At 76.9% G+C, this 12,658-nt stretch carries 15 protein-coding genes; 5 read left to right on the forward strand and 10 right to left on the reverse strand.

The features are described 5' to 3' along the window. Positions 1-13: 13 nt before the first annotated feature. Positions 14-649 (forward strand): TIGR03085 family metal-binding protein, encoded by a 636-nt coding sequence (locus FN207_RS09830; protein ID WP_142458329.1) that lies wholly within the window; start codon positions 14-16, stop codon positions 647-649. A gap of 62 nt (positions 650-711) precedes the next feature. On the opposite strand, the gene hisF is transcribed toward FN207_RS09830, so the two are convergent. From hisF to priA, 3 genes are read right to left on the reverse strand one after another with little or no spacing between them, the layout of a single operon-like run. Beyond that, positions 712-1,506, reverse strand: a complete 795-nt coding sequence (gene hisF / locus FN207_RS09835) for an imidazole glycerol phosphate synthase subunit HisF (protein WP_142458330.1) — start codon at positions 1,504-1,506, stop codon at positions 712-714. Further along, entirely contained in the window at positions 1,503-1,889 is a 387-nt protein-coding gene (locus FN207_RS09840) for a RidA family protein (protein WP_142458331.1), read from the reverse strand. The genes hisF and FN207_RS09840 overlap by 4 nt, the downstream gene beginning before the upstream one ends. Then, entirely contained in the window at positions 1,886-2,620 is a 735-nt protein-coding gene (gene priA, locus FN207_RS09845; protein ID WP_142458332.1) for a bifunctional 1-(5-phosphoribosyl)-5-((5-phosphoribosylamino)methylideneamino)imidazole-4-carboxamide isomerase/phosphoribosylanthranilate isomerase PriA, read from the reverse strand. The genes FN207_RS09840 and priA overlap by 4 nt, the downstream gene beginning before the upstream one ends. Before the next feature lie 60 nt (positions 2,621-2,680). Here priA and FN207_RS09850 point away from each other — a divergent pair, with 60 nt between their 5' ends. Beyond that, positions 2,681-3,280, forward strand: coding sequence for a nitroreductase family protein (locus tag FN207_RS09850; RefSeq protein WP_142458333.1), 600 nt, complete (start codon positions 2,681-2,683; stop codon positions 3,278-3,280). A gap of 24 nt (positions 3,281-3,304) precedes the next feature. Next, on the forward strand, positions 3,305-4,060 hold the full coding sequence (locus FN207_RS09855; protein WP_142458334.1) for an SDR family NAD(P)-dependent oxidoreductase: 756 nt from the start codon (positions 3,305-3,307) through the stop codon (positions 4,058-4,060). Positions 4,061-4,063: 3 nt separating this feature from the next. On the opposite strand, the gene FN207_RS09860 is transcribed toward FN207_RS09855, so the two are convergent. Further along, positions 4,064-4,465, reverse strand: coding sequence for a VOC family protein (locus FN207_RS09860; protein WP_142458335.1), 402 nt, complete (start codon positions 4,463-4,465; stop codon positions 4,064-4,066). 107 nt (positions 4,466-4,572) lie between these two features. On the opposite strand from FN207_RS09860, the gene FN207_RS09865 reads away from it, so the two are divergent. Next, positions 4,573-5,520: a helix-turn-helix transcriptional regulator gene (locus tag FN207_RS09865; RefSeq protein ID WP_142458336.1), complete on the forward strand. Its 948-nt coding sequence runs from the start codon at positions 4,573-4,575 to the stop codon at positions 5,518-5,520. A gap of 12 nt (positions 5,521-5,532) precedes the next feature. On the opposite strand, the gene FN207_RS09870 is transcribed toward FN207_RS09865, so the two are convergent. Then, complete coding sequence (locus tag FN207_RS09870; RefSeq protein ID WP_142458337.1) at positions 5,533-7,020, reverse strand: HNH endonuclease signature motif containing protein; 1,488 nt, start codon at positions 7,018-7,020, stop codon at positions 5,533-5,535. A gap of 80 nt (positions 7,021-7,100) precedes the next feature. Beyond that, complete coding sequence (locus FN207_RS09875) at positions 7,101-9,461, reverse strand: M20/M25/M40 family metallo-hydrolase (RefSeq protein ID WP_142458338.1); 2,361 nt, start codon at positions 9,459-9,461, stop codon at positions 7,101-7,103. 64 nt (positions 9,462-9,525) lie between these two features. Here FN207_RS09875 and FN207_RS09880 point away from each other — a divergent pair, with 64 nt between their 5' ends. Continuing rightward, positions 9,526-10,560, forward strand: a complete 1,035-nt coding sequence (locus FN207_RS09880) for a molybdopterin-dependent oxidoreductase (protein ID WP_142458339.1) — start codon at positions 9,526-9,528, stop codon at positions 10,558-10,560. A gap of 63 nt (positions 10,561-10,623) precedes the next feature. Here FN207_RS09880 and hisH read toward each other — a convergent pair whose 3' ends face one another. From hisH to hisB, 4 genes are read right to left on the reverse strand one after another with little or no spacing between them, the layout of a single operon-like run. Beyond that, positions 10,624-11,259 carry an imidazole glycerol phosphate synthase subunit HisH gene (hisH, locus tag FN207_RS09885; RefSeq protein ID WP_142458340.1) on the reverse strand — a complete coding sequence of 212 codons (636 nt, stop codon included), beginning with the start codon at positions 11,257-11,259 and terminating at the stop codon, positions 10,624-10,626. Between the two features lie 49 nt (positions 11,260-11,308). After that, positions 11,309-11,881, reverse strand: a complete 573-nt coding sequence (locus FN207_RS09890) for a nucleotidyltransferase family protein (RefSeq protein ID WP_142458341.1) — start codon at positions 11,879-11,881, stop codon at positions 11,309-11,311. Next, the gene (locus tag FN207_RS26230; RefSeq protein ID WP_185938272.1) at positions 11,881-12,057 is read right to left on the reverse strand and encodes a hypothetical protein; all 177 of its coding nucleotides are present in this window, start codon (positions 12,055-12,057) and stop codon (positions 11,881-11,883) included. Before FN207_RS26230 ends, FN207_RS09890 begins: the two co-directional genes overlap by 1 nt. Positions 12,058-12,061: 4 nt before the next feature. After that, positions 12,062-12,658: an imidazoleglycerol-phosphate dehydratase HisB gene (hisB, locus tag FN207_RS09895; RefSeq protein ID WP_110907782.1), complete on the reverse strand. Its 597-nt coding sequence runs from the start codon at positions 12,656-12,658 to the stop codon at positions 12,062-12,064.

Consider the following 12,658-nt stretch of genomic DNA (forward strand, 5'->3'; position numbering starts at 1 on the left):
GTAACCCGCCGCGGTGACCGATGCTTCCCGCCCGCTCGCCGCCCGCGAGCGCGCGGCCCTCGCCGACCTGCTCGACGACCTCGGCCCGGACGCGCCGACGTGCTGCGAGGGGTGGACGACGGCGCACCTGGCCGCGCACCTGGTCACGCGCGACCGCCGTCCCGACGCGATGCCCGGCTACGCGCTGGAGCGCACGCCGGTCGGGGCCGCGCTGCACGCGCACGCCGAGCGGGTCGAGGACCGGCTCCGGACGTCGACGCCCTACCCGGAGCTGGTGTCCCGTGTCCGGACGGGCCCGCCGGCGTGGCTGCCGGGCGGGTGGCCGGTCGCGCAGCTGGTCGACGGCCCGGAGTTCGCCATCCACCACGAGGACGTGCGGCGCGCCCAGCCGGGGTGGGCGCCGCGCGCCCTGCCGCTGCCCGACGCCGACCGGCTGTGGAGCGCCGCGCAGCTGTTCGCCCGCATGGCGGCCCCGCGCCACCCCGGGGGCCTGGTGCTGCAGCGCAGCGACGTCCCGGGGCCGGGCAGGCGGATCCGCGGGGGCAGCGCCCCGACCACGGTGGAGGGCGAGCCGCTGGAGGTCCTGCTGTGGGCGACCGGGCGCGACGTCGCGCAGGTGGCCGTGCGGGGCGGCGCCCCGGCCGAGTAGTCCGGCCGTGCACTTCCGCGGAGATGCCCCGTGCACTTCCGCGGAAGTGCACGGCCTGGTCCTCAACCGAGGGGCGTGTCCCGCTCGTGCCGGACCGGGGCGCCGGCCTCCGCGAGCGCGGCCTTGACGTCGCCGATCCGCAGGGTGCCGAAGTGGAAGACGCTGGCGGCGAGCACGGCGTCGGCGCCGGCCTCGACCGCGGGCGGGAAGTGCTCCACCGCGCCCGCTCCCCCGCTGGCGATGACCGGCACGCTCACCTCCCGGCGCACCGCGCGGATGAGCTCGGTGTCGAAGCCGGCTCGGGTGCCGTCGGCGTCCATGGAGTTGAGCAGCACCTCCCCCACGCCGAGCTGCGCGGCCTGCACCACCCACTCGACGGCGTCGCGGCCGGTGCCTCGGCGCCCGCCGTGCGTGGTGATCTCGAAGCCGGAGTCGGTGACCGCGCCGTCGCGCACGCGGCGGGCGTCGAGGGAGAGCACGAGCACCTGGTTGCCGAAGCGGTCGGCGATCTCGCTGATCAGCTCGGGCCGGGCGACGGCGGCGGTGTTGACCGCGACCTTGTCCGCGCCCGCCCGCAGCAGCCGGTCGACGTCGTCGGGGCTGCGCACGCCGCCGCCGACGGTGAGCGGGATGAAGACGCTCTCGGCGGTGCGCCGGACGACGTCGTAGGTGGTCTCGCGGTCACCGGAACTGGCGGTGATGTCGAGGAAGGTCAGCTCGTCGGCGCCCTCGGCGTCGTAGACGCGGGCCATCTCCACCGGGTCGCCGGCGTCGCGCAGGTCGACGAAGTTGACGCCCTTGACCACCCGGCCGGCGTCGACGTCGAGGCACGGGATGACGCGGACGGCGAGGCTCACGGCTGCCTCACCGCGTCCGCCTCGACCTCGACCAGCATGTCGGGGTGCAGCAGGGCGGCCACGCCGATCATCGCGGTGGCCGGCCGGACGGCGCCGAAGACCTCGCCGTGCACGCGGCCCACCTCCTCCCAGCGGGACGTGTCGGTGACGTACATGCGGGTGCGGACGACGTCGGCGGGGGTGAAGCCGGCGGAGGCCAGCGCCTCGACCAGCACCCCGAAGGCGACGCGGGCCTGCGCGGCCATGTCGCCGGGGTGCACGACGGCGCCGTCGACGGTGGCGGTGCACCCGCTGACCCACGCGGCGTCCCCGGCGACGACGACGCGGCTGTAGCCGACGACGTCCTCCCACGGCCCGCCGGAGCCGATGCGCCGCACGGTCACGACGACGCCTCGCGGGTCACCTGCAGCGCCTCGGGCAGCGTGAAGGCGCCGGCGTAGAGCGCCTTGCCGACGATGGCGCCCTCGACGCCGACCGCGGTCAGCCCGGCGAGCGCGCGGATGTCGTCGAGCGAGCTGACCCCGCCGGAGGCGACGACCGGCCGGGGGGTGGCGGCGCAGACCTCGCGCAGCAGGTCGAGGTTGGGGCCGCGCAGCGTGCCGTCCTTGGTGATGTCGGTGACGACGTAGCGGGCGCAGCCCTCGGCGTCGAGGCGGGCGAGGGTCTCGTAGAGCTCCCCGCCCTCGCGGGTCCAGCCGCGCGCGGCCAGCCGGGTGCCGCGCACGTCGAGGCCGACGGCGATGCGGTCGCCGTGCTCGGCGATGGCGCGGGCGCACCACTCGGGCGACTCCAGCGCGGCGGTGCCCAGGTTCACGCGGCGGCAGCCGGTGGAAAGCGCGGCGGCCAGCGACTCGTCGTCGCGGATGCCGCCGGAGAGCTCCACGTCGACGTCGAGCTCGCCCACGACGCGGGCCAGCAGCTCGCGGTTGCTGCCGCGCCCGAAGGCGGCGTCGAGGTCGACCAGGTGCACCCACTCGGCGCCGTCGCGCAGCCACTGCAGGGCGGCGTCGAGGGGGTCGCCGTAGGAGGTCTCGCTGCCGGCCTCCCCCTGCACGAGGCGGACGGCCTGGCCGTCGGCGACGTCGACGGCGGGGAGCAGCTGGAGGGTCGGCACGGCGACCAGCGTAGGGACCGGCCTCCTGTGCGCTCCGGCACCCGGGGCAGGCTGCGGGACGTGGAGTTCGCCGACGTCGTCCGCAGGCGCCGCATGGTGCGCGACTACGACCCCGACCGGCCGGTGCCGGCGGAGGTGCGCGAGCGGCTGCTCGAGCACGCGATCCGGGCGCCGTCGGCCGGGTTCACCCAGGGCTGGGCGTTCCTGGTGCTCGAGTCGGCCGCCGACCGCGACTTGTTCTGGTCGGTGACCGCCGGCGAGGGCGCCCCCGACGCGTGGCTGACCCGGATGCGGCGGGCGCCGCTGCTGGTGGTGCCGCTGTCGTCGAAGGATGCCTACCTCGACCGCTACGCCGAGCCGGACAAGGGCTGGACCGACCGCGACGAGGCGCGCTGGCCGGTCCCCTACTGGGACGTCGACGCCGGGATGGCCGCGCTGATGGTGCTGCTGACCGCCGTCGACGAGGGGCTGGGCGCCTGCCTGTTCGGCATCCCCGCCGAGCGGGTGGAGCCGTTCCGGACGGCCTTCGGGATCCCGCCGTCGCACCGGCCGGTCGGCGTCGTGTCGGTGGGCTACCCCGGCGACGGCGACCGGCGCTCGCCGTCGCTGAAGCGCGGGCGGCGGGGGCTGGACGAGGTCGTCCACCGCGGGCGCTGGTGAGCGCGGCTGGTTGACTGCCCGCCCGTGGCTCCCTCCTCGCGCGCCGTCCTCGTCACCGGTGGGTCCCGCGGCATCGGCCGCGCGATCGCCCGCGCCTTCGCCGACCGCGGCGACCGGGTGGCCGTCCACTGGGGCACCTCCCGGGAGCGCGCCGAGGCCGTGCTCGCCGAGCTGCCCGGGTCCGGCCACGCGCTGGTGCAGGCCGACATGGCCGACGCCGGGTCGGTGGGCGCGATGGTCGACTCCGCCGCCGACGCGCTCGGCGGGCTCGACGTGCTGGTCAACAACGCCGGCGTCTTCGTGGCCTCTCCGCCGCTGTCGACGTCGTACGAGGAGTGGCAGGCCGTCTGGTCCCAGACGCTGGCGGTGAACCTGCTCGGCGCGGCCCACGCGACCTTCCGCGCCGTGCCGCACCTGCAGGCCGCCGGCGGGGCCGTGGTGAACGTGTCGAGCCGCGGCGCCTTCCGCGGGGAGCCGCAGAACCCGGCCTACGGCGCCTCGAAGGCCGGCATGAACGCGTTCGCGCAGTCGATGGCGCTCGCGCTGGCGCCGCTGGGGATCTCGGTGACCTGCGTGGCGCCGGGTTTCGTGCAGACCGAGATGGCGCGCGAGGTGCTCGACGGGCCCGGCGGGGACGCCGTCCGCGCGCAGTCGCCGTACGGGCGGGTCGCGCGGCCGGAGGAGGTGGCCTCGGCGGTGGTGTGGTTGGCCTCGCCGGAGGCCCGGTTCAGCACCGGGACGATCGTCGACGTGAACGGGGCCTCCTACCTGCGCAGCTGAGGGTCAGCCGCCGTGGGCGGCGGCCCAGTGCGGGTTGGTCATGACGCCGAGCAGGTTGCCGAAGGGGTCGGCGAGGACGGCGGTGGTCCAGCCCTCGCCGCGCACGGTGGCCGGCTGGACGACGGTGGCGCCGGCGGTCTCGAGCCGCTCGACGGCGGCGGGCAGGTCGTCGACGTGCCAGTTGACGACCACGCCGGCCGGCTGCCCGCTCGCCCAGGTGGCGTAGCGGGCGTCCATGATGCCGAGCTCGTCCTCGTCGTCGCCGATGCGGAACTCGACGTAGGCGGCCGGTCCCTCGACGGGGCGGGTGAAGTACGGCTCGGCGTCGAGGACGCCGGCGTACCAGCGGGCGGCCGCGGGGACGTCGTCGGCGAGCAGGGTCACGGTGGCCAGGCCTCGGAGCACGGGTGGGTCCCTCCGTCGGGCGGTCCGCCGGCTGCGGTCCGCTCGAGGACGACACTGCCGGGCGAAGTGCTCACCTCCTGAGCACTTTCCGCGGCATCCTCGGCGGCATGCGCGCCGACCGGCTGGTCGCCCTCCTCCTGCTGCTGCAGACCCGGGGCCGGGTCACGGCCGCCCAGGCCGCCGGCGAGCTGGAGGTCTCGGTGGCCACCGCCCGGCGGGACCTCGAGGCGCTCTCGGCGGCGGGCGTGCCGGTGTACCCGCAGGCGGGCCGGGGCGGCGGGTGGCAGCTGGTGGGTGGCGCGCGCACCGACCTGACCGGCCTGTCCGCGCCGGAGGCCCGGGCGCTGTTCCTGCTGCTGGGCCCGGCGGCCTCGGCCGGCCCGGACGCGCGGGGTGCGCTGCGCAAGCTGCTGCGGGCGCTGCCGGGGACCTTCCGCGCGGAGGCCGCGGCCGCGGCGGAGGCCGTCGTCGTCGACCCGGCGGGCTGGGGCGAGCGGGAGCGCGAGCGGCCGGAGGTGGCGCTGCTGCTCGACGCCGTCGTCGCGCGGCGGGTGGTGGAGTTCGACTACGCCGGCCGCGGGGGTGTGACGGGCCGGCGTCGCGCGGAGCCGTGGGGGCTCGTGGACAAGGACGGGACCTGGTACCTGGTCGCCGGGACGGCGGCGGGGCGGCGCACGTTCCGCCTCGACCGGATGGGCGCGCCCGCGGTGACCGGCGAGGTCTTCGAGCGGCCCGCCGACCTCGACCTGCCCGGGGTGTGGGACGAGGTGGTCGGCGAGATGGAGCGCTCCCGGTCGCTGGTGGCGGCGACCGTGCTGGCGCCCGGGCGGCTGGTGCCGGTGCTGCGCGACCGGTTCGGCCGGCACTGCGCGGTGGCGGGCGACCCGGACGCCGACGGGCGCGTGCGGCTGCGGGTGGCCGCCCACACGGCGCGGTCGGTGGCCGAGCAGCTGGCCGGGTTCGGCGGCGCGCTGGAGGTGCTGGACGCCCCCGCCGTCCGCGCCGAGCTGGCGGCCCTGGGCGCCGAGCTGGTCGCGCGCCACGGCTCCAGGTGAGGCCGCGCGCCGTCAGAACGGGCAGTCGGCCGCGCTCGGCGGGTCCGTCCCGACTCCGTCGTGCGGTGGCGCGCCGGTCCGGACCGGCGGTTCGTCGACCACGCGCGGTGGATCGGTGACCCGGGTGACACCCGAGGGTGTGGTCACCTCGAGCCGGCCGCCGGGCAGCATCCGGAAGCGCCAGCCGCGAGCGTGGGTCTTCAGCCGGTGGTGCCGGCGGCACAGGCAGCAGAGGTTGTCGCAGGACGTGGCGCCGCGCGGCCAGGGGACGCAGTGGTCGAGGTCGGTGCGGCCGACCCGGCGGGTGCAGTGCGGATGGCGGCACCGGCGGTCCCGGACCGCGGTGAACCGCCGCTGACCCGCACGCGGGCGGTAGTGCCGGGTGTCCGGTGGCCGCCGGAGCCCGGGACCCCGGGCGCCGCGCTCGACCGCCCGCCGGCTGCCCACGGCCACCAGGTCCCCGGCCGTGTCGTGGAGGGCGAACTCCAGGGTCCCGCCGTCGGGCCGGCTCAGGCTCAGCGCGTCGGCCTCGGCCAGCAGCGCCCGGCACTGCGCAGCGCTGATCGAGTGGCCGTCCACGTCGGCCGGCTGGTCCCCACCGGCCAGGGTCGACAGCTGCGCGTGCACGACGAGCGAGATGTCGACCACCGGGCGCCGCTCCCAGGGGCGCAGCACGAGGTCGCGGAGGACCTCGGCGCGCAGCTGCCCGATCGGCCGCGCGTCGCCCCCGTTGCGCAGTTGCCACGCCCAGGCGTCGATCGCCGCTCCGCACGCGGCCGCCTCGGGCAGCGGCAGGTCGGCCATCAGCCGGCCCATGCCGTCCTCCGTCGCCCACCAGCGGACGTCGGCGTCGGCCCGGGCCTGCTGGTGCCGCCGCTCGCGCGCCGCCGGGTCGAGCCGGTCGATCCGGCGGCGGAGGGCATCGCGCAGGCCACCGGGTGTCCGACCACCCGCCCGGGGCAGCACGTCGGCCTCCACACGGGCGGCCAGGTCAGCGTCCAGCGGCTCAAGCAGGTCGACGATGGCGTCGGCGCGTGCCTCGTCGATCTCGCCGCGGCGCAGCGCGCCCAGCGTGGCGGGAAAGCGGGTGGTCAGTGCCAGGGACGTCCGGACCAACCGGGCGGTGCGGCGCTCCCCGTACGGGTGGACCAGGGCGAGCTCGCACGGCAGCCACTCGCTGACGTTCATCACCTCCGGCACGGCCGGTTCCTGGTCAGCGGGACGCTGCTCAGCCAGCAGGCCGATCAGCTCGGCGCGGTCGGCGGCCAGTGCGGCGGCGCGGCGCTCGCCCAGCTGCAGCAGCCGGACGAGCCAGCGGTCGGGCAGCTCCGTCCGCTCGGGGCTGCCCGGCGGGCAGGCCGCGGCCATGAACTCGTCGGTGGACGGCAGCTCGTCGAGAGCCGCGAGCAGCACGTCCCGGGACACCGGCGTGCCGTCGTCGGCGAAGCAGCCGAGGAGCCGGACCGCTCCGTCAGCGGAGACCCCCGCACACTCGAACACGTGTACGAGAGTAGTGGATCGGCGCGGTGCCCACGAGTCGAATCCCCAGGTCACCGCCTCGTCCACAGATCCGCGTCGGCCTAGCCGAGGTCCGTCGTCGATCCCACGACGACGAGGTCGGAGCTGTGCGTGCCGGCCGCGTCCACCCCGGGCGGGCGCGGCTCGAAGCCGGGCAGGCGGGTCAGCCCGTCGCTGCCGTCGACCACCCGCAGGGACAGCGGACCACCGCCGTCCACGGTGAACGTCGCCTCCACACCCTCGGCCGGCGGCCCGTGGAAGGTCACCCACAGCCGGTCCTCCCCCAGCGCGTCGGCGGGCACGTCGCGCGCCTGCACCCGGGCCGCGCCGACCGTGCCGCCGGATGCGGTCAGGTCCAGCACCACCAGCCGGACGTCGCGCTGCGGCGTGACCCGCACGGTGACCGTCCGCTGCCCGCCGGAGGACCGGTCGTCGAGCACCTCGACCGTCGACGGCGGCAGCCCGGCGACCTCCGCGGGACCGGCCGCCACCGCCCGCCCGGCGAGGTAGGGGTAGTCGTGCGGCAGGGTCCGCGGGGTGCCGACGTAGCGCGCGGTGTACTCCCCCGGCTGCTCCTCGGTGCTGGCCCACCACGCCTCGCCGGTGTCGGCCTCCAGCGCGTACACGAGCTGGCTGGGCACCGGGTGCTGCTGGTCGAAGCGGTCCACGGCCAGCCCGACCGCCGTCAGCAGCACGACCAGGACGACGGCGACGCCGGGCACCGCGAGCGCCCGCAGTCGGCCCGGCCCGGCCGGGAACAGCCCCTCCAGGGCGGGCAGGAGAGCCAGCGCCAGCATCGTCGCGACCACCGCGGGCGCGGCCCCGCCGGCCAGCCCGAGCGCGGGGAAGAACAGCGCCACGGTCGGCGCCAGGACGACGACCGCGACCGCCCCCGCCACCAGCGCCCCGAGCAGGTGCACCGGCCGCGGCAGCAGCCCCGCGAGGACCCCGGCCAGCGCCGGCAGTGCGGCCAGGTAGGACCCGCCGGGCGCGAGCGCGGCGAGGACGACCGCGAGGACGGCGAGCAGCACCAGCGCCCCGGTCCGCAGCGCGGCCGCGCCGAGTCGGCGGCGCAGCAGCGCGTACCAGGCCAGCACCACGAGGGCGACCAGCGCGACCGCCGCCAGCCGGAACCAGCCCGGCCGCCACGGGTCGATCATCGAGGCGTACGTGGGCCGGACGAGCACCAGCAGCCGCCACAGCCCGACGACGGCCAGCGGCGCGAGCGCCAGCGGCACCAGCGCGGCGAGCGTCCCGAGCAGCGTCCGCGGCAGCGACGACCCGCGGCGCCGGTCCACGGCCGCGAGGACGACGACGCCGAGCACCGCCGCCCCGGCCAGCGGCCACACCAGCGACCCCGGGTAGCGCACCAGCCCGGTCGGCAGCGGGAAGTAGGTGGCGTCGCCGTCGCCGGGCCGGGCGAGGTCGGTCAGGTCGGCGTCGCCCAGCTCGCGGGTGAGCGCCAGGGTGTTGTCACCCAGCGCCTGCAGGGTCCCCCGGTCCAGCCGCGAGGGCGTGTCCTGCGGGGTGTGGTACGCCGCGTTGCCGTCGATGAAGGCGGTGTTCAGGCCGGTGAAGCCGTCGGCGAGCAGGACGGAGAAGTCGGTGTCGTTCGGCAGCGTCCGGTAGACCTCGACGGCGAAGCTGGTCGCCACGGGGTGCGGCACGGCGGCGGCGTAGCGCTCGGCCAGCCCGGCGTTGCCGAGCGACGTCTCGAACGTGATCGGCGGGCCGGTGGTGCCGCGGGCCTCGAGGTTGAGCACGACGCCGCCCTCGCCGGCGAGCGGGTGGCTCTCGGCGAACGCCTCGGCGCCGCACAGGCAGGCCTCCTCGGCGTCGGTGAGCACCACGACGACGTCGTTGCGCAGCGGCTCCCCCGCGGTCAGCGCCCGGACGGTCTCCAGGAGCGTGGCCACGCCGGCGGCGTCGTCACTCGCCCCCGGCCCGGTCTCCACCGAGTCCGAGTGCGCCACCAGGAACAGCCGCCCGGTGCTGTCGGTGCCCGGCAGCACCGCGACGACGTTGCGCACCCGCGCCATCTCCGCCGCCCCCGGCCCGGACTGCCAGGCGCCGACGGCGTTCTGCACGCGGGTGTCGAGCCCCAGGCCGCCCAGCGTCGCCACGAGCCCGTCGACGACGCGGTCGTGCTCCGCACTGCCCGTGACGTGCACCTCCGCGGCGATCTCCTCGACGTGCGCGAACGCGCGGCCGGCGCTGAACGACGTCGCCGGCGCGTCCACCGCGGCCGGTGCCGGAGGCGCCAGTGCCAGCAGGCTCCACACCGTCAGCGCGGCCAGGAGGGCCAGGACGGCCAGCGACCCGAGGAAGCGTCCGCGGTTCCGGAGCGCGGGGGCGGGCGGGCGCGCCGCCGACGGCCCTCCGCGCCGCTCGCGGGCCGGAGCGGCGGTGCTCGACGGGGGCAACGGGTCCTCCTCGACCGGGTGCGGGACCGCGTCACCCTAGGTGCGCGGAGCGCACACTCCGGGGATGCCCGCCGTAGCGCTCCCCCGTCGTGCCGGGCGGCGGACCAACCTCGGCCTGCTCGCGCTGCTGCTGGTCGCGGGGGCATCGGGGGTGCTCGCCTTCGGCGTCGGGACGCCGCTGCCCTCCCGGGTGGTGGCCGCCGTCCACGGCGCGGCCGGTCTCGGGCTGCTGCTGCTCGTCCCGTGGAAGGCCGTCGTCGTCCGGCGCTCGTGGTCGCGGACCCGCGGCCGGCGCGACCCGACCGCCGCGTGGGCCCTCGTGGTCCTGCTCGCGCTGACCGTCGCCACCGGGGTGCTGCACAGCGTCGCCGGGACCACGGTGGCCGGGGTCGGCGTGCTGCAGGTGCACGTGGCCGCCGGCGTCGGCACGGCCGCGCTGGTGGTCGTGCACGCCGTCGGCAGCCGGCAGCGGCCCCGGCGCAGCGACGCCTCGCGCCGGGCGCTGCTCCAGACCGGCGGGCTCGCCGTCGGCGCGGCCGCGCTGTGGGGTGCCACCGAGGGTGGGCTGAGGCTCACCGGGGCGCCGGGCGCGCGGCGGCGCGGCACCGGCTCGCACGAGCGCGGCAGCGGCGACCCCGACGCCATGCCGGTCACCCAGTGGTTCACCGACGCGGTTCCGGCCGACGGGGACGGCGCCGTCGACCTCGTCGCCGGCGGGCGCACCACGAGGCTGCGGCGGGCAGACCTCGACCGCGGCGACGCCGTCGAGGCCGTCCTCGACTGCACCGGCGGCTGGTTCGCCGTCCAGGAGTGGCGCGGCGTGCGGCTCGACCGGCTGCTGGCCGGGCTCGACCCCCCCGACGGCGGCGCCGTCGACGTCGTCAGCGTCACCGGCTACCGGCGGCGGCTGCCGCTGGCCGACGCGGGGGCGCTGCTGCTGGCCACCCACTGCGCGGGCCGGCCGCTGTCGGCCGGGCACGGGGCGCCGGCGCGGCTGGTGGCCCCGGGCCGCCGCGGCTACTGGTGGGTGAAGTGGGTGCGGCGGGTGGAGGTCGTCGACGCGCCGTGGTGGCTGCAGCCGCCGGTCCCCCTCCAGTAGACGAAGGACCCCCTGCCCCCCACCACTCGCACGCTCGCGGCGGGGCCCTGCAGGGGGCCGCTCTCAGAGGGTGGCGAGCCAGTTGGTGAGCAGCTGGGCGCCGGCGTCGCCGCTCTTCTCCGGGTGGAACTGTGTCGCCGACAGCGCGCCGTTCTCCACGCCGGCCACGAACCGGTCGCCGTGCTCGGCCCAGGTCACCTTCGGCGGGGCCAGCGGGCCGGGCCGGCCGTCCTGGCCGAGCGGGAACTCCCGGACGCCGTAGGAGTGGACGAAGTAGAAGCGCTCGTCGGCCAGCCCGTCGAAGAGCACCGTGTCCTGCGGCGCGGTGACGGTGTTCCAGCCCATGTGCGGGAGGACCGGCGCCTCGAGCTGCTCGACCGTGCCGGGCCACTCGCCGCAGCCCTCGGCGTCGTGGCCGTGCTCGACGCCGCGCTCGAAGAGCACCTGCATGCCCACGCAGATGCCGAGCACCGGGCGGCCGCCGGCCAGGCGGCGGCCGATGGTGCGCGGGCCGTCGACGGCGCGCAGCTCCTGCATGCAGTGGGCGAAGGCGCCGACGCCGGGGACGACGAGCCCGTCGGCGTCGAGCGCGGCCTGCCGGTCGGCGGTCACGGTCACGTCGGCGCCCACCCGGGTCAGCGCCCGCTCGGCGGAGCGCAGGTTGCCCGACCCGTAGTCGAGGACGACCACCTTCTTCACGGCTGCCACGGTACGTCGCAGCGCATCGACCCCCGGCGCGTGTTCCCGCTCAGGCCCACGGCAGGACGGTGAGCTCCGGCCACACCGACCGCCAGCGGGCGGCCTTGGCCTCGTACACCGCGCGCGGGGCCGGGCTGCGCGGATTGGGCCGCACCACGAGGCCGAGCAGGTCGTCGACCCCGTACGGCGCGTACAGCCGCGGCCGGCCGTCCTCGACCGTCACCCCCACCGCGCAGCAGACGGCGGCGAAGGCGTCGATCGCCTGGGCGCAGTCGCGGAACGGCGGGGGCGCCGCGGTGCCGAAGTGTCCGCCGTACCAGAGGTGCACCCGCGCCTGAGTAAGGACCCTCCTGCCCCCCCACCGCTCGCAAGCTCGCGTCGGGACCCTGCAGGAGGGCCGCGCGTCCTCGGCCGCCCAGGAGGGATCGGCGTCGAGGTAGAACAGATCGGCGTCGCGGATGCCGGTGCCCGGCGGGCGGCCGGTGAGGGCGTTCCACGCCGTCTGGAAGAGCAGCCCGGCCGTCACCCACCAGTCCCCGACGCCGAGCGCCGGGGTCCGCTCGAGCACCGCGGCCACCGTCGGGTCGGCGAGGACCAGCCGGAGGAACTCCTCCTCCGGCATCAGATGACGCGCAGCACGCCCGACGCCGTCGCCAGCAGCGCCGCCACCAGCAGGATCCCCGCGAACAGCACCTGCGCGCCGGTGCGGCCCTCCGTGTCGTGGTCGGCCCGCCAGATGCTCCACGCCCCGCCGAGCAGGAACCCGCCCAGGACCATCAGACCGACGCCGAAGTCCATGCGGTTACAGCGCGCCCTTGGTCGAGGGGACGTCGGCCACCCGCGGGTCGATCGCCACCGCGGTGCGCAGCGCCCGCGCGAGCGCCTTGAACTGGCCCTCGACGATGTGGTGGGCGTCGCGGCCGGCGTAGAGCACCCGCACGTGCAGGGTGATCCGCGCGTTGAAGGCGAAGGACTCGAGCACGTGCTTGGTCAGCGACGTCGGGTAGTCCGGCCCGATCATCGGCGTCATCGTCTCGGGCTCGGCGTGCACGAAGTACGGCCGGCCGGACAGGTCGACGGCGGCCTGCACGAGCACCTCGTCCATGGGGATCGTGGCGTCGCCGTAGCGGGTGATGCCGCGCTTGTCCCCGAGCGCCTCGGCGAAGGCCTGGCCCAGCGCGATCGCGACGTCCTCGACGGTGTGGTGCGCGTCGATGTGCAGGTCGCCGTCGGCCCGCACGGTGAGGTCGATGCCGCTGTGCTTGGACAGCGCGGTGAGCATGTGGTCGTAGAAGCCGACGCCGGTGCTGATCGAGCTCGTCCCGGTGCCGTCGAGGTCGAGCTCCACGACGAGCTTGGTCTCGCTGGTGGCCCGCTCGACGCGTGCAGTGCGGCTCAT

The organism is Geodermatophilus aquaeductus, from assembly GCF_900182545.1.
GTDB lineage: Bacteria > Actinomycetota > Actinomycetes > Mycobacteriales > Geodermatophilaceae > Geodermatophilus > Geodermatophilus aquaeductus.